This is a genomic window from Duganella alba (genome assembly GCF_009674495.1).
Classification (GTDB): domain Bacteria; phylum Pseudomonadota; class Gammaproteobacteria; order Burkholderiales; family Burkholderiaceae_D; genus Rugamonas; species Rugamonas alba.
In genome coordinates this window covers 65779-87063 of the sequence record NZ_WKJN01000025.1, presented here as the reverse complement: position 1 = coordinate 87063, position 21285 = coordinate 65779, and the positions used below count along the sequence as shown (strand labels likewise).

Below are 21285 nucleotides of genomic sequence, written 5' to 3'. Positions count from 1 at the left end.
TTACTGAATATTGGCGGAGAGGGTGGGATTCGAACCCACGGTAGGGTCGCCCCTACGCTTGATTTCGAGTCAAGTACATTCGACCACTCTGCCACCTCTCCTGGTGACGCATTTTTACTACTTTTTCTCACATCCAAACAGTTGGCGGAGAGGGTGGGATTCGAACCCACGGTAGGGTCGCCCCTACGCTTGATTTCGAGTCAAGTACATTCGACCACTCTGCCACCTCTCCGTTTTCCCACCTGCTGCTGCGAGAAGGCAAGATTATAGCAGGTGCTTGAGAAAATGGAAGGACTAAATTTAGGCTTTCAGATGCGTCAGCCCACCCATGTACGGACGCAGCACGGCCGGGATCTCCACCGAACCGTCGGCCTGCTGATAATTCTCCAGCACGGCGACCAGGGTGCGGCCCACGGCCAGGCCGGAACCGTTCAGCGTATGCACCAGCTCCGGCTTGCCCTGGGCGTTGCGGAAGCGCGCCTGCATGCGGCGCGCCTGGAACGCCTCGCAGTTCGACAGCGACGAAATCTCGCGGTAAGTGTTCTGCGCCGGCAGCCACACTTCCAGGTCATAGGTCTTGGTGGCGCCGAAGCCCATGTCGCCGGTGCACAGCGACATCACGCGGTACGGCAGGCCCAGGCGTTGCAGAATGGTCTCGGCGTGGCCGACCATGTCTTCCAGCGCCGCGTATGAATGGTCCGGATGCACCACCTGCACCATCTCGACCTTGTCGAACTGGTGCTGGCGGATCATGCCGCGGGTGTCGCGGCCATAGCTGCCCGCTTCCGAGCGGAAGCATGGCGTGTGGGCGGTCATCTTCAGCGGCAGCGCCTCGGCGGCCAGGATGTCGTCGCGCACGATATTGGTCAGCGACACTTCCGAGGTCGGGATCAGGTAGAAGGTCTCGCCCTCGCCTTCGGCGCCGCCCTTCTTCACCGAGAACAGGTCGGCCTCGAACTTCGGCAGCTGGCCGGTGCCGCGCAGCGAGTCGGCATTGACCATGTACGGCGTGTAGCACTCGGTGTAACCGTGCTCGTCGGTGTGGGTGTTCAGCATGAACTGCGCCAGCGCGCGGTGCAGACGGGCGATGCCGCCTTTCATCACCGAGAAGCGCGAGCCGGTCAGCTTGGTCGCGGTGTCGAAGTCCAGGCCCAGCGGCGAACCGACGTCGACGTGGTCCTTGATCTCGAAATCGAAGCTGCGCGGCGCGCCGACCTTGCGCACTTCCACGTTGCCGCTCTCGTCCGTGCCGGCCGGCACCGAGTCGTGCGGCAGGTTCGGGATCGCCTGCAGGAACTCGCCCAGCTTGGCCTGCAAGTCGGCCAGTTTGACTTCATTGGCCTTGAGCTCGTCGCCCAGGCCGGCCACTTCCGCCATCAGGGCGGTGGTGTCTTCGCCCTTGCCCTTCATCATGCCGATCAGCTTGGACTGCGAGTTGCGCTTGCCCTGCAGCTCTTCGGTGCGCAGCTGGATCGCCTTGCGTTCCGACTCGAGAGCGTTGAACGCTTCCACATCGAGCTGGAACTTGCGGGTGGCCAGGCGCGCGGCGACGGTGGCGATGTCTTTACGGAGAAGTTGGATGTCAATCATGGGAACGATGCCGTTTGTATCGAAAACGTCAATTGTACCAAGACGACGCCACTTCCTAGCGAGTTTTGCGCAGCCCGCCGGCTGCCGCCATTACAGCGCGGCTTTTTCAGCGGCGGTCAGGCGTTTGGCCGTCACGGTCACGGTGGGCATCGCCACATCGGCCTTGGCGACCAGCGCCGGGCTGTCGGCCGCCAGGATGACGTCGACGCGCTCGTCGGCGGCGGTGGCGAAGGTGGTGGCGCCGGCGATCACGGCAGCGGCGACAAAGATGACTTCCATGTGTTTAGCGATGTTCATGATGTGCTCCTTCAGGGGGTGGTTCGGTTAAGTGCTGCGGTATGGTTGTACTGTACCTAAAGGCACGCTGGTCCACCACCGGCTTGCGACGAAGCGCCAAAAAGGAGGTCTGAAATGCAGTTGGAAGGATCAGGCGGCACTGCGCAGCGTGGACGGCCGGTCGGCCTCGCTGCGCACCAGCCGGCCCAGGGTGGCGACCGCCGCCGCGACCCGCGGCGTCCAGGCGTTGCCGCAGTTGAGCCGCAGGTAATGGCGGTATTTGCCCGAGGCCGAGAACAGCTGGCCCGGCATGAAAGCCACGCCCTGCGCGATGGCGCGTTCATGCAGCAGCAGCGCATCCACCTGCTCCGGCAGGCTGATCCACAGCACAAAGCCGCCCTGCGGTTCCGACACCGTGCACTGCGGCGGGAACGCCGAGCAGATCGCGTCCGACATGCGGACGATGCGCTGCGCCAGCGCCCGGCGCATCTTGCGCACCTGGGTCTCGTAGGCGCTGCCGGTGAGGAAGTCGGCCAGCACCGCCTGGAAGAAATGGCTGGTGGCGCCGCTGGACACCATCTTCAGCACCGCCACCTCCTGCGCATAACGCCCGGCCAGCACATAGCCGACCCGCGCGCCGGGGCTGACCGCCTTGGAAAACGACGAGCACAGCAGCACCTGGCCGCTGCGGTCGTAGGCCTTGACCGGCCACGGCCGCTCCGGCGTAAAGCACAGATCGCCATACACATCGTCCTCGATCAGCGGAATCCGGTGCTGGTCCAGCAGCGCCGCCAGCCGCTGCTTGTTCGCCTCCGGCATGATGCAGCCAAGCGGATTGTTGGCGTTGGGGATCAGCAGCACCGCCTGCACCAGGCCGGCGTTGAGCGCCAGCTCCAGCGCCTCGATCGACGGCCCGGTCTTCGGATGGGTGGGAATCTCCAGCGCCTTCATGCCCAGCGACTCGATCAGCTGCAGCAGCACGAAATAGGTGGCGGATTCGATGGCGATGGTGTCGCCCGGCCGCGCCACCGCGCGCAGGCACAGGCTGATGGCCTCGGTGCAGGAACCGGTGACGACGATTTCCTGCGGGTCCACCTGGCCCCAGTCGAGCGCGCGGCGGACGATCTGGCGGCTGAACTCCGGATAATTGGTTTCATAGCAGCTGACCGCGCTGAGCAGCGTGGCGTCGCGCCGGGCCACCGCCGCCACGGTCTTCTGCATGCGCTTCATCGGCAGCAGCTCGCCCAGCGGCCAGGACGAGCCCATCTGCACCAGCGCCGTGTCCTCGTTGGCCTTCAGCACCCGCATCAGCAGGTTCTGGATGCCGACGAAGGCCGGCTCCGCCAGTTGCGCGGCGTCGTTCACCAGCGCCATGCTGCGCGGCCGATGGCGCACGTAATAGCCGGCCTGCGGCCTTGCCTCGACCAGGCCGCGGTCCTCCAGCAGCCGCAGCGCCTGCAGCACGGTGCTGACCGACAGCCGCTTCTGCTGCGCCAGATGGCGGATCGACGGCAGGCGGTCGCCGGGCGCGAACACGCGGCCGGCGATCAGGCCGCCCAGTTCATTCGCCAGCTGCTCGTAGAGATTGATGGTCATCCGAGGATTGTGCACCCGCCCTGCCCGGCCGCGACAGATACAGCGCATGAAAATTTCGACCAGCACAGTGTAGCCAAAGCGCTGCTGTGATGGTGACAATTTCGTTTTGCTGCCTCTGTTATGGTGGCCGGCCGCTGCGTATTCTGGACGGACTTCCACAGGAGTCCGCCATGAAACCGCAGCTCATCTCCATCCAGCAAGGCCAGGCCGAATACCGGCTGACGCACAACCACCCGCTGCGCCTGGCGCGCGTGGCCGGACGGCGCATCGAATGCCTGAGCGGCACCGCCTGGATCACCGCCTACGGCGAGCGGACCGACTTCATGCTGCGCGGCGGCCAGTCGTTCGAAGTGCCCAACGACGGCCTGATGCTGATCGAGGCGGTGGGCGCCGGCGTGGCGCGCGTGCGCCTGCCGCATGCGCCGAAAAGCCTCTTCTCAAGGGCTGTAGGATTTCTCCTACGCAACTAATCGTGCGCCATGTAAGCCTCGGAATTTGTACTATGTATTCAACAGTACACAAATCGAGGAGAAGATAATGAAAACCAATATGATGAAAATTGCAGCGGCCAGCGCCGTGATGATGATCGCCACCGGCTGCTCGACCATGGGCGGCGCGGGCAAGGACGAACCGGCGCCGCCGGCCAATCCGAACTTCGCCGCCGAGATGAACAAGTTCAACTCGCAGTTCCCGAACGACAAGGCCACCAAGTACGAAGAGATCTCGCTCAACTACAACAACGCGCAGAAACTCGATGAACGCGGCAACTGCCACGACATCTCGAAACACCCGGTGGTCATCATCCTGACGCTGGACGCGGCCGGCAAGGTCACGCGCAGCACCACCGACGTCGAAGGCAAGAAAGCCGACTGCTTCCGCCAGGCCTACGCATCGGCGCAGCTGCCGCCGCCGCCGTTCGCCCCGTACCAGAAGCCGATCCGCCTGCGTTGATCAGGCCGCGTCTTCCTCCGGCGCCTCCTCGGCGCTGGCGGGTTTTTCCAGCCAGCTGGTCACCACATCGTTGAAGCGCTCCGGCTGGCGCAGCATCGGCCAGTGATCGGTTTCCATCGCCACCACCTTGCAGCCCTCTTTGGCCGCCAGATTCTCGGTCCACTGCGGCGAGTGGAACATGAACGGCTTGCGCACGCCGTAGATGTACAGCATCGGCACCTTGGGCACGAAGGGCACCAGCGAACTGTAGGAGCCGGCGGCGCCGGCCGTCAGGATGTAGTACGGGAAGTTCATGCCCGAGCTGATGAACTCGCGCGGCGACGGCGCGCCGAGCACGCGCGCCATGGTCCGCGTCATCACCGTGCCGACCGGGCCGCCGATGGCCCAGGCCAGCGCCAGCGTGCTCTGGTAGCCGCTCACCATCAGCTTCTGCCCGACCGAGCGCGAGCGCGCCGTGGCCTTCGACTGCGCATCGCCGATATCGACGCCGACGATGGCCGACACCATCGCCTTGTTACGCATATAAAACTCGTAGCCGAACACGCAGCCCCAGTCGTGCAGCATCAGGATGACTTTTTCCTTCTTGCTCACACTGTTGACGATGTGCAGCAGCACGCGCATCGTCGCATCCAGCGAATACGAACGGCGCGGCTTGGTGATATCAAAGCCCGGCAAGGTGAAGCGCACGCAGCGGTAGCGTTGCTTGAGCTCGGCCACCTGCGCATCCCACACGCGGTAGGTATCCGGCCAGCCGTGCATCATCACGATGGTCTCGGCCCCCTCCCCTTCAATGTAAATGTCGACGCCGTCGACCACCATCTGCTGCATGCTGTTCCTCTGACGCGCTGGATTATGTACCTGTGCCGGGGCGGCTGAACAGTTCATTCAGCCGTTCGTCACACTCGACCTCGGCCGCCGCCTGGTCTCTGCCCATGAGGCTGGCCGAACTTTCCGCCGGCGCGGCGGCAGCCGCCGTCTCCGCCGCCGGCAACGGCGCTTCCGTCAGATACATCTGCTTGAAGCACTGCATGGTGAACGCCACGCCGCGCTGGTTCACATCCCGCAGATCGTCCGCCAGGAACTGGCCAAAGGACTGTGCGGCGTTGAATATCTCATAGGAGAAGAAATAGTCCGCCGCCGGCCATGCCTCGGCCAGTTTGCCCGCCACCGCGCGCAGCACCGACTTCGAATACATGGTCGACAACAGCACATTGTTATTCTGGTGGGTGGCGATCAGCGCGACCGGGCTGACGGTGAAAATGTATTTCAGCGCAGGATTAATTTCATGCAAAAAATTAATGATATAAACCATATCATTAAAGCTGTCGGTGTAGTCGAAGTTGACCGGGATGATATTTTCACGCAGCGCCGCATTGCTCACCACATGCGGATGGCTGCCATACACGGTGCCGCTGGTTTCGCCCATCCAGCTTTCGGTCAGGCCCAGCGTAAAAATGAACACGTCGGAGGTCGCGAACAGTTCCTTGACGCGGCCCAGATGGTACTCGCGGTCCAGGCGCGCCTCCAGCTCGGAGGAGAAACCGTGCTTGTTGATGTTCGGCCGCAGCAGATCGATCAGCCCGCCGTTGAACGACGGCGCAAAGTCGAACACCGGCGCGATGACCCCGAACGCCTGATCGATCAATTGCCGCAACTGCCGGGGCGTATAAATGTTGCCGTAGCGGGCGGAAAACTGGCCATAGCCGTATTCCGCCGCGCGTTGCGCCGACATCAGCGGATGCGGCGCCTCGAACTCGGCGAAATTGAAACCGGACTCGCGCAGCACGCCGGGGATGCGTTGCGCGAAACAGCTGCCGGCGGTGGCGATCTTGTCGCCGGGCTTGAGCGAGAACTTCCCCTTTTCGTGCTCAAACACCTTGGTCCACGGCACATGGGACACCGTCTTGCGCCAGAAGCTGCGCTCAGGGTACTGCGAATACGGATTCTGGCTCATGGTTCACCCGGGATCGTGTCGTGATAGAAGTCCTCGCTGGCATGCGTGGAATCCCGCCAGTACTGTTCGGGCAGGAAGCCATCCGGGTCCAGCCGGTCCCGTGGCGGCGCGATCATGGTCATGCCCAGCTGCCGGCAGCAGTTCTCCAGCACCCGCATATACACCTTGTAGATTTTCAGCCGCAGCCACTTGTCGGCGATGACCGAGTCTTTCTTGGTGTATTCGTCCCAGTGGCTCTTGATCTGCGGTCCCGACGGTATCGGCGGTGGCGGCTGCAGCAGATAATGCGGCACGTCCGGCGCGATGGCTTTCAGCAGCTGCAGCCGCACCATCAGTTTCGGCGCATGCAAACCGAAGTAATCCTCGATCACCGCGCCCGAAATGATTTGCACACCGGCCTGCAGCTTGTCGGGCAGGTCGGGATCGAAGAAGTCGAAGGGCGGCGACCATTCGGTAATAAAGTTCCAGTTGTGGACGTTGCCGTCGAGCGCGACCACCACGCAGGAACACTGCCCGGCGACTTTCTGGATCTCTTCCAGATAGGACGGGTTGAGCATGATGCTTTTTCCGCCATCCGGCGTCACGAACAAATGCGTGGTGCTGGTCAGCAGATAAAAGTAGGCGGCCAGCGTATCGCCCTGCCTGACCTCCAGGGGCCGGTCAATTTCCGTATCCCAGGTGCCCGCATGTCTGCCAAGCGACCTGGCCAATTGATTACCGTGGCTGTCACCGATTATCAGGGGGATTTTCATGAGAAGAGGAGCAGTGTGATTTGGCAACATACTAGCATATGCCGCCAGCCAGCCGCCCTGGAAATTGCCGCTATTTCTTGCCCGCATCCTCGTCAAGCTGGCGCAGGAAAGCCAGCTTGTCGGCGATCTTGCTTTCCATCCCGCGCGGCACCGGCTGATACCAGCCCGGTTCGCGCATGTCGTCGGGGAAATAGGTTTCGCCGGCGGCGTAGGCGTGCGGCTCGTCGTGGGCGTAGCGGTAGTCGTGGCCGTAGCCGAGTTCCTTCATCAGCTTGGTCGGCGCATTGCGCAGGTGCACCGGCACCTCGCGCGACTTGTCCTTGCGCACAAAGGCCATCGCCTCGTTGAAGGCGTTGTAGCCGGCGTTGCTCTTGGCGGCGATGGCCAGGTAGATCACCGCCTGGCCCAGCGCCAGCTCGCCTTCCGGCGAACCGAGCCGCTCGTAGGTGGTGGCGGCGTCGTTGGCCACCTGCATGGCGCGCGGATCGGCCAGGCCGATGTCTTCCCACGCCATGCGCACGATGCGGCGCGACAGGTAGCGCGCATCGGCGCCGCCGTCGAGCATGCGGCACAGCCAGTACAGCGCCGCGTCCGGATTCGAGCCGCGCACCGACTTGTGCAGCGCCGAGATCTGGTCGTAGAAATTGTCGCCGCCCTTGTCGAAGCGGCGCGCGTTCAGGGTCAGCGCGTTCTGGATGAACTCGGCGGTGATCTTGTTGGTCTTGGCCGCGTTGGCGGCGGTGCCGGTCACTTCGAGCAGATTCAGCAGGCGACGGCCGTCGCCGTCGGCGTAGCCGATCAGCGTGTCGATGGCGGCGTCCTCGAATTCTAGCTGGGTCAACACCTTGTCGCGCGCGCGGTCGACCATCTGCCGCAGCTCGGCCTCGTCGAACGACTTGAGTACATAGACCTGCGCGCGCGACAGCAGCGCCGAATTGACCTCGAACGACGGATTCTCGGTGGTGGCGCCGATCAGCGTCACCAGCCCGGACTCGGCATACGGCAGCAAGGCGTCCTGCTGCGATTTGTTGAAGCGGTGGATCTCGTCGACAAACAGGATGGTGTGCTTGCCCATGTCCAGGTTGTGCTGCGCCTGCTCCATCGCGGCGCGGATATCCTTGACGCCCGAGAACACCGCCGACAGCGCGATGAACTCGCAGTCGTAGGCCCTGGCGGTCAGGCGCGCCAGCGTGGTCTTGCCGGTGCCCGGCGGGCCCCACAAAATCATCGAATGCGGCTGGCCCGACTCGAACGCCAGGCGCAGCGGCTTGCCCGGCCCCAGCAGGTGGCGCTGGCCGATGACTTCATCGAGCGTCTTGGGCCGCAGGGCTTCGGCCAGCGGCTGGCGCGGTTCGGTGGAAAATAAATCTGCCATGGTCGGAAATGGAAAAACGCCGCAGCGTCGCAGCTGCGGCGTTGAATACTCAGCTTATACGCTTAATTGTTGAAGACGTCCGCGCCCTTGGGCACGACGAATTTAAAACTGGTGGCGCTCAGCGCCGGATTTTTCTCGATCTTGCTGAACTTCAGCACCGAGGTCTGGCCGAAGGAATCCTTGAGCTCCATCGCCGCCGGCAAGCCGTCCTTCAGGCCGATGGCGATCTGCTCGAAGCTGGTGTCCTTGGCCTTCGGCACCGCCTTCAGCCATTCCAGGCCGTCGCGCGTGCCGCCTTCGGACAGCGTGAAGTTCTTTTCCAGGTCGTTGCTGCCGAACAGGATGGCGGCCGGCGACGAACCCAGCGCGTCGCCCAGCTTCTTGGTGGTGACCTGGTTCAGATCCTTGTCGAAGATGAACAACTGGTCGCCGTCGGCCTGCAGCACCTGCTCATACGGCTTGGTATAAGTCCAGATGAACTTGCCAGGACGGGCAAACACAAAAGTGCCGCTGGAATTGTTGGCCGCCTTCGGCGTGTCGCCGTTGGTGCCCTTCACCTGGTGCTGGGTGAACTCGCCCTTGGCCGCCTTGGTTGACGACACGAAGGACTTGAACTGCTCCAGCGCGCTGGCCTGGGCGCCGCCCACCAGCAGCAGGCCGGCGGTCAGCGCCGCCATCAATTTATAACGAGTCATACCATTCCTTTTCTTATTCTGCACTGGCAGCCGGCACGAGGATGTCGCGGTTGCCGTTCGATTGCATGGCGGAGACCACGCCGCTATTTTCCATTTGTTCCAGCAGGCGCGCCGCGCGGTTGTAGCCGATGCGCAGATGGCGCTGCACCAGCGAGATCGAGGCGCGGCGGTTCTTCAGCACCACCTGCACCGCCTGATCGTACATCGGATCGGCCTCGCCGCCGCCTTCGCCCGGCGCCGCCCCTTCGGCGCCGCCGCCCTCGCCTTCCAGCGTGCCGCCTTCGAGGATGCCGTCGATGTAGTCCGGCTCGCCGGTGGTCTTCAGATGCTTGACCACGCGGTGCACCTCGTCATCGGAGACAAAGGCGCCGTGCACGCGCACCGGCAGGCCGGTGCCCGGCGGCATGTACAGCATATCGCCCATGCCGAGCAGCGTTTCCGCGCCCATCTGGTCAAGAATGGTGCGCGAGTCGATTTTCGACGACACCTGGAACGCGATCCGGGTCGGAATATTCGCCTTGATCAGACCGGTGATCACATCCACAGATGGGCGCTGCGTCGCCAGTATCAAGTGCAGGCCGGCCGCGCGGGCCTTCTGCGCGATACGGGCGATCAACTCCTCGACCTTCTTGCCGACCACCATCATCAGGTCGGCCAGCTCGTCGATGATGATGACGATGGTCGGCAGCTTGTCCAGCGGCTCCGGCGAATCCGGCGTCAGGCTGAACGGATTCGGAATGTGTTCTTCGCGCTTCTTGGCCTCGGCGATCTTGGCGTTGTAGCCGGCCAGGTTACGCACGCCCAGCTTGGACATCAGCTTGTAGCGGCGTTCCATCTCGTTGACCGCCCAGTTCAGCGCATGGCCGGCCTGGCGCATGTCGGTCACGACCGGCGCCAGCAGGTGCGGAATGCCCTCGTACACCGACATCTCCAGCATCTTCGGATCGATCAGAATCATGCGCACGTCGCGCGGATCAGACTTGTACAGCAGCGACAGAATGGTGGCGTTGATGCCCACCGATTTACCCGAACCGGTGGTGCCGGCCACCAGCAGGTGCGGCATCTTGGCCAGGTCGGCCACCACCGGCTTGCCGGCGATGTCCTTGCCCAGCGCCACCGTCAGCGGCGACGGATTGTCGTGATAGACCTTGGAGCCGACGATCTCGCTCAGGCGCACGATCTGGCGCTTCGGATTCGGCAGCTCCAGCGCCATGTAATTCTTGCCCGGAATGGTCTCGACCACGCGGATCGAGGTCAGCGACAGCGAACGGGCCAGGTCGCGCGCCAGATTGACGATCTGGCTGCCCTTGACGCCGGTAGCCGGCTCGATCTCGTAGCGCGTCACCACCGGCCCCGGATAGGCCGCCACCACCTTGGCGTCGACGCCGAAGTCCGACAGCTTCTTCTCGATCAGGCGGCTGGTGAACTCCAGCGTTTCGATGGAAATGGTTTCCAGCGTCTCGGCCGCCTCATCCAGCAATGACAGCGCCGGCAAGGCGCCGTCGCCGGCCGCCTGCGGCAGGTCCTTGAACAGGCTGGCCTGGCGCTCCTTCTCGACGCGCTCGGACTTGACCACGGTGACCACCTGCGGCTCGACCTTGATGGTCGGCGCCGCCACCGGATGCTTCTCGACATGCTTGGCGCGCTCGTGCACCACCACTTCCTCGCGCTTGACGGCCGCCACTTCGCCCTGGCGGCGGTCTTCGCGGTACTGGTAGCGCTGGATGAACCAGTCGATGGCGTTCTCGACCGCGCCGCCGATGCGCTCGGCCACGGCCAGCCACGACACATGGAAGAACAGGCTGAAGCCCAGGCCGAACAGCAGCAACAGCAGCAAGGTGGCGCCGGTGAAGCCGAACGCCACATGGGCCGAATGGCCGATCAGCTCGCCCAGCACGCCGCCCGAGGTGCGCGGCAGCTGCGCGTGGCTGGTCAGGGTGCGCAGGCGCAGGAATTCCAGCCCGACGCTGCCGATGAACAGCAGCGCGAAGCCGATCCATCGGATCAGGCCTTCCTGCGCGTGTTCCGGCTCCGGCTCGGTGGACAGCACATATTTATGGGTCAGCCGGCGATAGCCCTTCCACACCAGGCGCAGCATGCAGAACGCCCACCACCAGGCGGAAATGCCGAAGATGTACAGCAGCAGGTCGGACAGCCAGGCGCCGGCGCGGCCGCCCACGTTGGCCACTTTCGGCACCAGCGTCTCATGCGACCAGCCCGGATCGGTCTTGGTGTAGGTGGCCAGGATGAGCACGAAATACACGCCCAGCACGGCCAGCGCCAGCCACCGCGCTTCCGACAGCAGCCGCACCAGCCGGTTCGGCAGGGGCTGGCGTTCGGTCGGAGTACGGGTGTAGCCGGACGACGAGGAAGCACTGCCGGCAGCGGCGCGCGGCGTGCGTTCCTGAACTTTTTTACTACTCATAGGTATTAAGGTGGTGCAATGTTAGCGGTCAGGAAATATTCCTATAGCGGTATTCTAAGGCATAAGGGCAACAACCGGCCCCACGATTCATCCTGATTCCCTGCTTGCACTATAATCTTGTATTGCTTGCGTTATTGCAATAGCAGCATACCCTTGCCGCCCTTGCTAGCGCCCCCACATTCGGATTAATCCAACACTATTGAAGAAGCTTGCCATGACCACTCCTAAACACGCGCGCGTATTGATTCTCGGCTCCGGCCCTGCCGGCTACAGCGCAGCCATCTACGCAGCCCGCGCCAACCTGAATCCGATGCTGGTGACCGGCGTCGAACAGGGCGGCCAGCTGATGACCACCACCGACGTGGAAAACTGGCCAGCCGACCCGATGGGCGTGACCGGTCCGGACCTGATGCAGCGATTCCTGCAGCACGCCGAGCGCTTCAACACCGAAATCGTGTTTGACCACATCCACACCGTCAAGTTGCAGGAAAAACCGATCCGCCTGATCGGCGACAGCCACGAGTACACCTGCGACGCGCTGATCATCGCCACCGGCGCCTCGGCGCAGTACCTCGGCCTGCCGTCGGAGCAGGAATTCATGGGCAAGGGCGTGTCGGCCTGCGCCACCTGCGACGGTTTCTTCTACCGCAACCAGGACGTGGCGGTCATCGGCGGCGGCAACACCGCGGTCGAGGAAGCGCTGTACCTGTCGAACATCGCCAAGAAAGTCACGCTGGTGCACCGCCGCGACAAGTTCCGCGCCGAAGCCATCCTGATCGACCGCCTGAACGCCAAGGTCGCCGAAGGCAAAGTGGAAATCAAGTACAACCACACCTTGCAGGAAGTGACCGGCAATGAAGGCGGCGTCACCGGCGTCAAGATCCAGTCGACCGAGACCGGCGCCGTGACCGACGTCGAAGTGCACGGCCTGTTCGTGGCGATCGGCCACAAGCCGAACACCGGCATCTTCGAAGGCCAGTTGGACATGCACAACGGCTACATCAAGACCAAGACCGGCTCCGAAGGCATGGCCACCGCCACCAGCGTACCGGGCGTGTTTGCCGCCGGCGACGTGCAGGACCACATCTACCGCCAGGCCATCACCAGCGCCGGCACCGGTTGCATGGCGGCCCTGGACGCGCAGCGCTACCTGGAAGGCCAGGAGTAATCCGTGGGCCTGAAAGACTTCGCCGACCTCAAATCCCTGAGCAAGCAGCTCAGGGAACAGGCCGAGACGCGCGCCGCCGCCGAGGCGGAGCGCGTCAAACAGGAAAAGCAGCAGAAGGTGGAAGCCAATCTGTTCCAGACCGCGCTGGGCGGCGTCAAGCAGATGCCGGCGTCGGACCGCTACGTGCCGCCCAGCGTGCCGAAAGGCCTGGCCACGGCAGCCGCGCCGGCCCGCAAGCTGACCCAGGCCGAGGACGACGCGGCGGTGCTGCGCGAGTCGCTGTCCGACCTGTTTGAAGTCGATCACTACCTGGAAGACGATCCGGCGCTGAACTACTCGGCGCCGGGTGTTGGTCCGGATGTCATGAAAAAGCTGCGCAAGGGCCACTGGCCGGTGCAGGACGAGCTGGACCTGCACGGCATGAACCGCGACAAGGCGCGCGACGCGCTGGGCGCGTTTTTGACCCAGGCCGGCCAGCGCAACCACCGCTGCGTGTGCGTGATCCACGGCCGCGGCTTCGGTTCGCGCGGCCAGGAACCGGTGTTGAAATCGATGGTGCACAGCTGGCTGGTGCAAAAAGGCGTGGTCGCCTTCTGCCAGGCGCGCAACAACGAAGGGGGCGAAGGCGCGTTGATCGTGCTCCTGAGAGCCGCCCTTCAGCCCTCGCGCTAAACCCGCACTGCGCTCAGTCGCGGGGTCAGACCCCATGCGGGGTCTGACCCCTCCTACGGTGGTGGGTTGTTAATATACTGCAACAGCCCTACCCCTCCCAAGGCCGCCATGTTAACCTACGGGCATTGCAACCTTGTCCATACACCTACATGAAGCACGTCCCGGTTCCGCACGTCTCGCTGATTACCGTCATTGAAATCGTGGCGATCCTGGTGGGTGCGCTATCGGGCTTTGTGGAAGCGCGCCGCAAGCGCATGGACATCGTCGGCGTGTTTACGGTGGCCTTCATCGCCGCGTTCGGCGGCGGCACGCTGCGCGACATCCTGCTCGACAAGCGGCCGCTGTTCTGGGTCATGCACCAGGAATACGCCATCCTGATCTTCGTGCTGGCCCTGGTCGCCACACCGCTGATGAAAACGGTGCGCCAGATCATCTCCGAACGCGTCATCGTGGTGGCCGACGCCATCGGCCTCGGCCTGTTTGCCGTGGCCGGCGTGTCGCAGGCGCAGGCCGCCCACATGCCGGTCTTCATCGCCTCGATGATGGGCGTGATCACCGGCATCTTCGGCGGCGTGCTGCGCGACATCGTCTGCAACGAGGTGCCGATGGTGTTCCGCGACGGCAAACCCTACGCCATCTGCGCCTTCTTCGGCGCCTGGCTGTACATCGGCCTGCAATACACCGACGTCTCCGACGACTTCGCGCTGTGGACCAGCGCCGCCTTCATCACCGTGCTGCGGCTGGTGACGTGGAAGTTCGACCTGCACATCCACTACCACAAGCAGTAAAGCGCGACCGGCGCAGCGATCGTTTTTTTAAGTTTCTTATTTGTCTGGTCCGGCGACATACGCGCCGTGATCCGGCATGCGCGTGACCGCCTGCGCGATCATGTCGCGCAGGCCGGCAAAGTGGCCGTGCACGGCGCGGATGTCGACGCGGTCGGCCAGCGGGTCGTAGCGCTTCGGCGCCGCGCCGAGGCCCATCATCATCGCCACGAACGATGGCTCGGCAAAGCCGCCGCGATCGACGATCGCCACCCGGCCGGTTTCGCGGAACAGTTCGATCTGGTGCCGCAGCGAATCCGGAATCGCCATGCCGGCGCAGTAGCGCCAGAAATCCGAATCGTCGCGTTTGGTCAGCTTGTAGTGCAGCACGATGAAGTCGCGCACCGACTCGTAGCGGCCGCCCATGACGCGGTTGAATTCGTCCGCCAGCTCCGGACGGCAGGCGCGGTCCGGGAACAGTTCGAGCAGCTTGCCCACCGCCGTCTCGATCAGGTTGATGCTGGTCGATTCCAGCGGCTCGACGAAGCCGGCCGACAGGCCGATCGCCACCACGTTCTTGACCCACGACTTGCGCCGCCGCCCGGTGACGAAGCGCAACTGGCGCGGCTCGTCCAGCGCTTCGCCGTCAAGGCCGTCAAGCAGCACCTGGCGCGCCTGTTCGTCGCTGGTGAAGCCGTTGCTGTACACATGGCCGTTGCCGGTGCGGTGCTGCAACGGGATGCGCCACAGCCAGCCGGCCGCCTTGGCGGTGGAACGGGTGAACGGCGTCAGCTGCGGGACCGACGCGCACGGCACGGCCAGCGCGCTGTTGCACGGCAGGTATGCGCTCCAGTCCTCGTAGCCGGCCTTCAGCGCGCCTTCGATCAGCAGGCCGCGGAAGCCCGAACAGTCGATGAACAGGTCGCCCTCAAGGCGGCGGCCGTCGCGCAGCTTGACGGCGGTGACGAAGCCGCTCTGCGGATGCTGCTCGACGTCGACAACCATGCCTTCGACGCGCTCGACGCCGCGCGCCACCGCGTAGTCGCGCAGATAGCGGGCGTACAGGCTGGCGTCGAAATGGAAGCCGTAGGAATAAGCGTCGGTCAGGCCGGGCGTTTGCTCGTTCGGCGGGAGGAACTTGCCGTGGCGCGCCATCACCGACGGCATCGACCAGTTTTCCAGATCCGGCATGTGGTTGAAGGCCTGCGCCAGGCGCAGCCAGTGCTGGTGCGCGCTGATGCCGGCCAGCGGCGGACCGAAATCGCCGAAGGCGTGGAAGAAGCGGTTGCCGATGTGGCCCCAGTCCTTGAATTCAATGCCGAGCTTGAAGCTGGCCTGGGTCTTGGCGATAAAGTCGGCGTGGTCCAGGCCCAGCGCGTCGTTGTAGGCGCGGATCGTCGGCAGGGTCGCCTCGCCGACGCCGATGGTGCCGATCTCGGGCGATTCCACCAGCATCACTTCGCACGGCTGGGTGGGATGGCGCGCCAGGCGCTGGGCCAGCGGCGCGGCCGTCATCCAGCCGGCCGTGCCGCCACCGACGATGACGATCCGGCGGATCGCATCGCCCTGCATGTCATTGCTGCTCATCGCGTCCAGATGGCCGTCTTCCGCGGCATGTTCACTATATGTCTCCCGGATTTTATCGATCCGGCCTCTGCTGCCGGTGATTCCAAATTAACATTAATTCGAGCAACGAACAAATAATTATTTCGTCATGTCTCTGTTTCACCGCAAATTCCGACGAGGCAGCAACAAAAAAAATGCCGGCTAGGCCGGCATTTCGAATAAAGCGCAAGGTGCTTATACGGCGTCCGGGCCGGTTTCGCCGGTACGGATGCGGATCACCTGTTCGACGTTCTGCACGAAGATCTTGCCATCGCCGATCTTGCCGGTGCGGGCGGCCTTGATGATGGCGTCCACCACCTGTTCGGCCACGCCGTCGTCGACCACCACTTCGACCTTGACCTTCGGCAGGAAGTCGACCACATATTCGGCGCCACGATACAGCTCGGTATGGCCCTTCTGGCGGCCAAAGCCTTTCACCTCGGTGACGGTCAAGCCGGTAACGTTGACCTCAGCCAGTGCCTCGCGCACCTCGTCCAGTTTGAACGGCTTGATCACAGCGGTAATCTGTTTCATGACTTCTCCTTATGTGTAGATCGAAAATCCATGCGAGCGAACTGCAAGCTTAAAGTCTATTGTAATCGACAGGCGCGCACTGTCCATGCACATAAGCTTATTCTTTACGCTTGCACCGGAATAGAGCGCAATTCTTCCAGCCATACAACGCTTTGCGCATCGCTCGGCGCGCGCCAGTCGCCGCGCGGCGACAGCGAACCGCCGCTGCCCACCTTCGGTGCGTTCGGCACGCAGCTGCGCTTGAACTGGCTGGTGCGGAAGAAACGGTCGAGGAAGATCCCCAGGTTCTTCTTGATCGCCGCCAGGTCGTACTGGTTGCGCGTGACGTGATCGCCGTCCGGCCAGCGGCCCTGCTCCTTGTCCTTCCACGCCGTGTGCGACAGGAACGCCACCTTGGACGGATTGAAGCCGAAGCGCAGCACGTAGTACAGATTGAAATCCTGCAGCTCGTAAGGGCCGATGGTGCTCTCGGTGCGCTGTTCCGGCTGGCCGTCGGCGGTGCCCGGCACCAGCTCGGGGCTGATCTCGGTGCCGAGGATGTCCAGCAGCACCTGCGCATCGTTGCGGCCGATCACGCCGGACTCGGCGACCCAGCGCACCAGGTGCGAGATCAGCGTCTTCGGCACGCTGGCGTTGACGTTGTAGTGCGACATATGGTCGCCCACGCCGTAGGTGCACCAGCCCAGCGCCAGCTCGCTGAGGTCGCCGGTGCCGATCACCAGCCCGCCGTGGTGGTTGGCCAGGCGGAACAGATGGTTGGTGCGCTCGCCGGCCTGCACGTTTTCAAAGGTGATGTCGTACTGCGCCTGGCCTTCCGCATACGGATGGTTCAGATCCTTCAGCATCTGGATGCAGCTTGGGCGGATATCGATTTCCTGCGCCGAGCAGCCGACCAGCTTCATCAAAGCATGCGCTTGCTTGAGCGTGCGCTCGCTGGTGGCGAAGCCCGGCATGGTGTAGGCCAGGATATTCGTGCGCGGCAGTTTCAGCTTGTCCATCACGCGCGCGCATACCAGCAGCGCATGCGTCGAGTCGAGGCCGCCGGAGACGCCGATGACGACCTTCTTCAAGCCGCTGCTGGTCAGACGCTGCGCCAGCGCCTGCACCTGGATGTTGTAGACCTCGTTGCAGCGGTCGTCGCGGCGGCGCGCATCGGCCGGCACGTAAGGGAAGCGTTCGACGCAGCGCTTCAGCGCCATCGGCTGCTCGCGTTCGATCTCCAGCGGGAAGAACACGGTGCGGAACTTGCCCACTTCGCCGGCATGGCGCTGCACCGATTGCGCGAAGGTGTTCATGCGCATGCGCTCGCGCGACAGGCGCTCCAGGTCGATGTCGGCAAAGGTCAGGTTCGATTCGTCGGTGAAGCGTTTGGCTTCGGCCAGCAGCTCGCCGTTCTCGCAGATCACGCCCTGCCCGTCCCAGGCCAGGTCGGTGCTCGACTCGCCGCCGCCGGCCGAGGTGTACAGGTAGGCGGCGATGCAGCGCGCCGACTGCTGCGACACCAGCTGGTTGCGGTAGCCGGCCTTGCCCACCAGCGCGTTCGACGCCGACAGGTTGACCAGCACCGTGGCGCCGGCCAGCGCCGCGAACGACGACGGCGGAATCGGCACCCACACGTCCTCGCAGATCTCGACGTGGAATTTGAACAGCGGCATATCGGCCACCTCGAACAGCAGGCCGGAGCCGAACTGCACGCGCTCGCCGAGCAGGTCGATCTCGGTGGCGACCGCGTAGTCGCCGCTGCTGAACTGGCGCGCATCGTAGAACTCGCCGTAGTTGGGCAGGTAGCTCTTCGGCACCACACCCTGGATCTGGCCGTTGGCGATCACCACCGCGCAGTTGTACAGCTGGTGCTCGACCCGCAGCGGCGCGCCGACCACCACCGCCATCTTCCAGTCGGTGGACGCGTCGAGAATCGCCGCCAGGCCGTCCAGCACGCCATCGAGCAAGGCGCGCTGGTGGAACAGGTCGTCGCAGGTGTAGGCCGACAGGCCCAGTTCCGGGAACGCCACCAGCGCCGCACCCTGCGCCGCCGCCTGCTCGGCCAGCAGGATGGTCTGTTCGGCGTTGTAGGCCGGATCGGCAATGCGGCACACCGGCGCGGCAACGGCCACGCGGGCGAAATCGTGGGTGTACAGATTGAAGAAGTTGGAGGCCATGTCAGGTCTTTCGGCAAGCGCAAAATCAAATTATCGCACGGGCAACGCACGGCCGCAGCCTACGGGAAAAGCTGAGATGCGCTAGACTGGCGCTACATGAAATGGGAGGCAGAGTGGCGCAAGCGGAGTTTTCGATCATCGACAGCCTGGAGGACGTGGACCCGGCGCAATGGCAGGCGCTGGCCGGCGACAATCCGACGCTGAGCTACACCTTTCTGCACGCGCTGCACGCGACCCAATGCGCCTCCTCCCGCACCGGCTGGACGCCGCGCTACCTGGTGCTGCACCGCAACGGCGTGCTGCAGGCAGCCATGCCGCTCTACCTCAAGGAACACAGCCGCGGCGAGTACGTGTTCGACCACGCCTGGGCCGACGCCTTCCACCGCAACGGCATTCCCTACTATCCAAAGCTGCTGTCGGCGGTGCCGTTCACGCCGGTGACCGGCAGCCGCCTGCTGGCCCACACGGCCGAGGACCGCCAGCTGCTGGCGCGCGCCGCGCTGCAAGTGGCGCAGCAGCTGGAGACTTCCTCGCTGCACATCCTGTTCCCGGACGAGCAGGACAAGCAGGCGCTGGCCGACGCCGGCTACATGCTGCGCGAAGGCGTGCAGTTCCACTGGGAGAACCAGGACTACGCCGACTTCGACGCCTTCCTCGCCAGTATGAAGATGGAAAAGCGCAAGAAGATCCGCCAGGACCGCCGCCGCGTGCAGGAAGCCGGCATCAGCTTCGAGCACCTGGCCGGCAAGGCGATCACCGACGAGGTGCTGCGTTTCTTCTACCAGTGCTACGTCTCCACCTACCAGGCGCACTTCTCCAAGCCCTACCTGTCGCTGGCCTTCTTCCAGCGCCTGCTGGCCGACACGCCGGACAGCCTGATGATCGTGCTGGCCAGGCGCGGCGAACAGCCGGTGGCGGTGGCGCTGAACCTGGTCGGCGGCAACATCATGTACGGCCGCTACTGGGGCACCCAGGAATTCGTCTCCGGCCTGCATTTCGAGACCTGCTATGTGCAGTCGCTGGAATACTGCATCCAGCACGGCATCGCCCGCTTTGAAGGCGGCGCGCAGGGCGTGCACAAGATGTCGCGCGGCCTGGTGCCGACGCCGACCTGGTCGGCCCACTGGGTGGCAGACCCGCGCTTTGCCGACGCCATCGCCGACTTCCTGGCGCAGGAAACCGCCGCCATGAATGATTACATCGACGAACTATCGGAGCACGCACCGTTCAAGACCTAGGAGAGGCCATGCACGAGATACCGCAATGGGATTTGATCGGCCGGCTGGCCCTGTCGGCGCTGCTGGGCAGCTTTATCGGCTACGAACGCGAGCGGCTGGCGTGGGCCGCCGGGCTGCGCACCCACATGCTGGTGTGCGTCGGCTCGACGCTGATCATGATCGTCTCGGCCTACGGCTTCAACGACGTGCTGACCAGCGGCGTGGCGCTCGATCCGTCGCGGATGGCGGCGCAGGTGGTGTCCGGCATCGGCTTCCTCGGCGCCGGCGCCATCATGGCGCGCGGCGAGGTGGTGCGCGGACTGACCACCGCCGCCAGCGTCTGGTCGGTGGCCGGCATCGGCCTGGCCGTCGGCGGCGGCCTGTACATTCCGGCGGTCGGCGCCACCGTGATCATTTTGATCATCCTGGCCGGCATCAAGCCGCTGGAGCGGCGTTTCATCAGCAACCGCCAGTTGCGCTCCTTGCTGATTTTTGCCGAGCGCGACGCCCTGACCCTGCCGATGGTGCACGAGGCGCTGGGCGCCAGCAGCCCGCGCGTGCAGACCTTTGTCATGCGCCACAAGATCGGCTCGGCCGACACCGATGAGATCAGCATCACCCTGTCGCGCCTGACCGAAGGCCAGTTCAGCGCGGTGCAAAAACGCCTGGCCGGCTTGCCGGGCGTGCGCGAGATCAAGGAGGCGGACAGTGCGCCATAAATGTCACTTTATTAACGCTTTTTGATTCAATACATCAGGGAAACCCTTACGGGGGTAGAATAGCGTCTGCTCCAGGCGATTGCTCTGGGATTTGAACCCCTTGGAAAGTTTTCTAGGAACGTGGCAAAGACAGCATGAATTCAGATTTTATTAAACAGCGTAACCGCTTCAAATCCGCCACGATGAAGCGGATCGACGTCAGCGAAGAGTCGTACAACCATGTCACCAACCTGCTGGCGACCATCGCCAAGCCGTTTCATGTGCGTAAGGGTGAATACCTGCAACGCGCCGGCGTGCCGGCCACCCAGGTCCACTGGCTGGCCAGCGGCGTGGCCCGCAGCGGCTTCTTTAACCGGGATGGCGTGGAAATGACGCTGCGCTTCTACCGCGAGGGCGAATCGGCCACCACGCTGACCGACCTGATCAGTGGCGAAAGCGGCCAGCCGGCCGTGCAGTTCCTGATCGCCGAAACGCCGATCCACGGCTTCACGCTGGACTGGAAGCAGGCCTCGGACCTGCGCGCGCAGAATGAGGTGATGCAGAGCTACCACCTGAACATCGCCATGGCCGGTCTGCAGAGCCTGGCGCAGCGCGCCTACAGCAACGGCGAAACCTCGGCGCAGGAGCGGCTGGCCGCCTTCCGCGAAGAGTATCCGGGCCTGGAGGCGCGCATCTCGCAACGCGCCATCGCCTCCTACCTCGGCATCACGCCGCAGTACATGTCGCGCCTGCGCCGCGAAGCCGAAGCCGGCCTGGAAAACCCGGCCGACGACCAGCCGGAAGCGCGCGAAGCATAAAAAAAGCCCCTCGCGGGGCTTTTTATCTTGCGCGGG

20 protein-coding genes and 2 tRNA genes are annotated in these 21285 nt (G+C 63.9%); 8 read left to right on the top strand and 14 right to left on the bottom strand.

Annotated features, from left to right (window positions below):
* Positions 1–11: 11 nt before the first annotated feature.
* From GJ695_RS21830 to GJ695_RS21810, 5 genes are all read right to left on the bottom strand, one after another.
* Positions 12–101, bottom strand: a tRNA-Ser gene (locus GJ695_RS21830).
* Positions 102–142: 41 nt separating this feature from the next.
* Positions 143–232: transfer RNA gene (locus GJ695_RS21825), tRNA-Ser, on the bottom strand.
* Positions 233–300: 68 nt separating this feature from the next.
* Positions 301–1590, bottom strand: a complete 1290-nt coding sequence (gene serS, locus GJ695_RS21820) for a serine--tRNA ligase (protein WP_154368456.1) — start codon at positions 1588–1590, stop codon at positions 301–303.
* Between the two features lie 90 nt (positions 1591–1680).
* Positions 1681–1887, bottom strand: a complete 207-nt coding sequence (locus tag GJ695_RS21815; protein ID WP_154368455.1) for a hypothetical protein — start codon at positions 1885–1887, stop codon at positions 1681–1683.
* 129 nt (positions 1888–2016) lie between these two features.
* Positions 2017–3462, bottom strand: coding sequence for an aminotransferase-like domain-containing protein (locus GJ695_RS21810; protein WP_154368453.1), 1446 nt, complete (start codon positions 3460–3462; stop codon positions 2017–2019).
* A 170-nt stretch (positions 3463–3632) separates the two neighbouring features.
* On the opposite strand from GJ695_RS21810, the gene GJ695_RS21805 reads away from it, so the two are divergent.
* The gene (locus tag GJ695_RS21805) at positions 3633–3932 is read left to right on the top strand and encodes a DUF2917 domain-containing protein (RefSeq protein ID WP_154368451.1); all 300 of its coding nucleotides are present in this window, start codon (positions 3633–3635) and stop codon (positions 3930–3932) included.
* A 67-nt stretch (positions 3933–3999) separates the two neighbouring features.
* The gene (locus GJ695_RS21800; protein WP_154368449.1) at positions 4000–4413 is read left to right on the top strand and encodes a DUF4179 domain-containing protein; all 414 of its coding nucleotides are present in this window, start codon (positions 4000–4002) and stop codon (positions 4411–4413) included.
* Here the strand turns inward: GJ695_RS21800 and GJ695_RS21795 are convergent, their stop codons facing one another.
* The 6 genes from GJ695_RS21795 to GJ695_RS21770 form a co-directional block, all read right to left on the bottom strand.
* On the bottom strand, positions 4414–5241 hold the full coding sequence (locus GJ695_RS21795; RefSeq protein WP_154368447.1) for an alpha/beta fold hydrolase: 828 nt from the start codon (positions 5239–5241) through the stop codon (positions 4414–4416).
* 22 nt (positions 5242–5263) lie between these two features.
* Positions 5264–6367, bottom strand: coding sequence for a GSCFA domain-containing protein (locus GJ695_RS21790; protein ID WP_154368445.1), 1104 nt, complete (start codon positions 6365–6367; stop codon positions 5264–5266).
* Positions 6364–7077: a hypothetical protein gene (locus tag GJ695_RS21785; protein ID WP_154368443.1), complete on the bottom strand. Its 714-nt coding sequence runs from the start codon at positions 7075–7077 to the stop codon at positions 6364–6366. The genes GJ695_RS21790 and GJ695_RS21785 overlap by 4 nt, the downstream gene beginning before the upstream one ends.
* Before the next feature lie 112 nt (positions 7078–7189).
* A complete protein-coding gene (locus tag GJ695_RS21780) occupies positions 7190–8494 on the bottom strand; it encodes a replication-associated recombination protein A (RefSeq protein ID WP_154368441.1) in 1305 nt (434 codons plus the stop codon).
* Positions 8495–8556: 62 nt separating this feature from the next.
* Entirely contained in the window at positions 8557–9189 is a 633-nt protein-coding gene (gene lolA / locus GJ695_RS21775; RefSeq protein WP_154368439.1) for an outer membrane lipoprotein chaperone LolA, read from the bottom strand.
* Between the two features lie 13 nt (positions 9190–9202).
* Positions 9203–11614 carry a DNA translocase FtsK gene (locus tag GJ695_RS21770; protein ID WP_154368437.1) on the bottom strand — a complete coding sequence of 804 codons (2412 nt, stop codon included), beginning with the start codon at positions 11612–11614 and terminating at the stop codon, positions 9203–9205.
* Between the two features lie 214 nt (positions 11615–11828).
* Here GJ695_RS21770 and trxB point away from each other — a divergent pair, with 214 nt between their 5' ends.
* From trxB to GJ695_RS21755, 3 genes are all read left to right on the top strand, one after another.
* Positions 11829–12782 (top strand): thioredoxin-disulfide reductase, encoded by a 954-nt coding sequence (trxB, locus tag GJ695_RS21765; protein ID WP_154368435.1) that lies wholly within the window; start codon positions 11829–11831, stop codon positions 12780–12782.
* Positions 12783–12785: 3 nt separating this feature from the next.
* Positions 12786–13454 (top strand): Smr/MutS family protein, encoded by a 669-nt coding sequence (locus tag GJ695_RS21760; RefSeq protein WP_166455152.1) that lies wholly within the window; start codon positions 12786–12788, stop codon positions 13452–13454.
* A 149-nt stretch (positions 13455–13603) separates the two neighbouring features.
* The gene (locus GJ695_RS21755) at positions 13604–14242 is read left to right on the top strand and encodes a trimeric intracellular cation channel family protein (RefSeq protein WP_154358528.1); all 639 of its coding nucleotides are present in this window, start codon (positions 13604–13606) and stop codon (positions 14240–14242) included.
* 36 nt (positions 14243–14278) lie between these two features.
* On the opposite strand, the gene GJ695_RS21750 is transcribed toward GJ695_RS21755, so the two are convergent.
* The 3 genes from GJ695_RS21750 to GJ695_RS21740 form a co-directional block, all read right to left on the bottom strand.
* Positions 14279–15805 (bottom strand): tryptophan halogenase family protein, encoded by a 1527-nt coding sequence (locus GJ695_RS21750; RefSeq protein WP_229260457.1) that lies wholly within the window; start codon positions 15803–15805, stop codon positions 14279–14281.
* 213 nt (positions 15806–16018) lie between these two features.
* Positions 16019–16357, bottom strand: a complete 339-nt coding sequence (locus tag GJ695_RS21745) for a P-II family nitrogen regulator (protein WP_019922031.1) — start codon at positions 16355–16357, stop codon at positions 16019–16021.
* A 104-nt stretch (positions 16358–16461) separates the two neighbouring features.
* Complete coding sequence (locus GJ695_RS21740; protein ID WP_154368433.1) at positions 16462–18516, bottom strand: NAD(+) synthase; 2055 nt, start codon at positions 18514–18516, stop codon at positions 16462–16464.
* A gap of 113 nt (positions 18517–18629) precedes the next feature.
* Here GJ695_RS21740 and GJ695_RS21735 point away from each other — a divergent pair, with 113 nt between their 5' ends.
* From GJ695_RS21735 to GJ695_RS21725, 3 genes are all read left to right on the top strand, one after another.
* Positions 18630–19754: a GNAT family N-acetyltransferase gene (locus GJ695_RS21735; RefSeq protein WP_371866587.1), complete on the top strand. Its 1125-nt coding sequence runs from the start codon at positions 18630–18632 to the stop codon at positions 19752–19754.
* Between the two features lie 8 nt (positions 19755–19762).
* A complete protein-coding gene (locus tag GJ695_RS21730; protein WP_154368429.1) occupies positions 19763–20452 on the top strand; it encodes an MgtC/SapB family protein in 690 nt (229 codons plus the stop codon).
* Between the two features lie 134 nt (positions 20453–20586).
* Positions 20587–21249, top strand: coding sequence for a Crp/Fnr family transcriptional regulator (locus GJ695_RS21725; RefSeq protein WP_229260458.1), 663 nt, complete (start codon positions 20587–20589; stop codon positions 21247–21249).
* Positions 21250–21285: the final 36 nt, after the last annotated feature.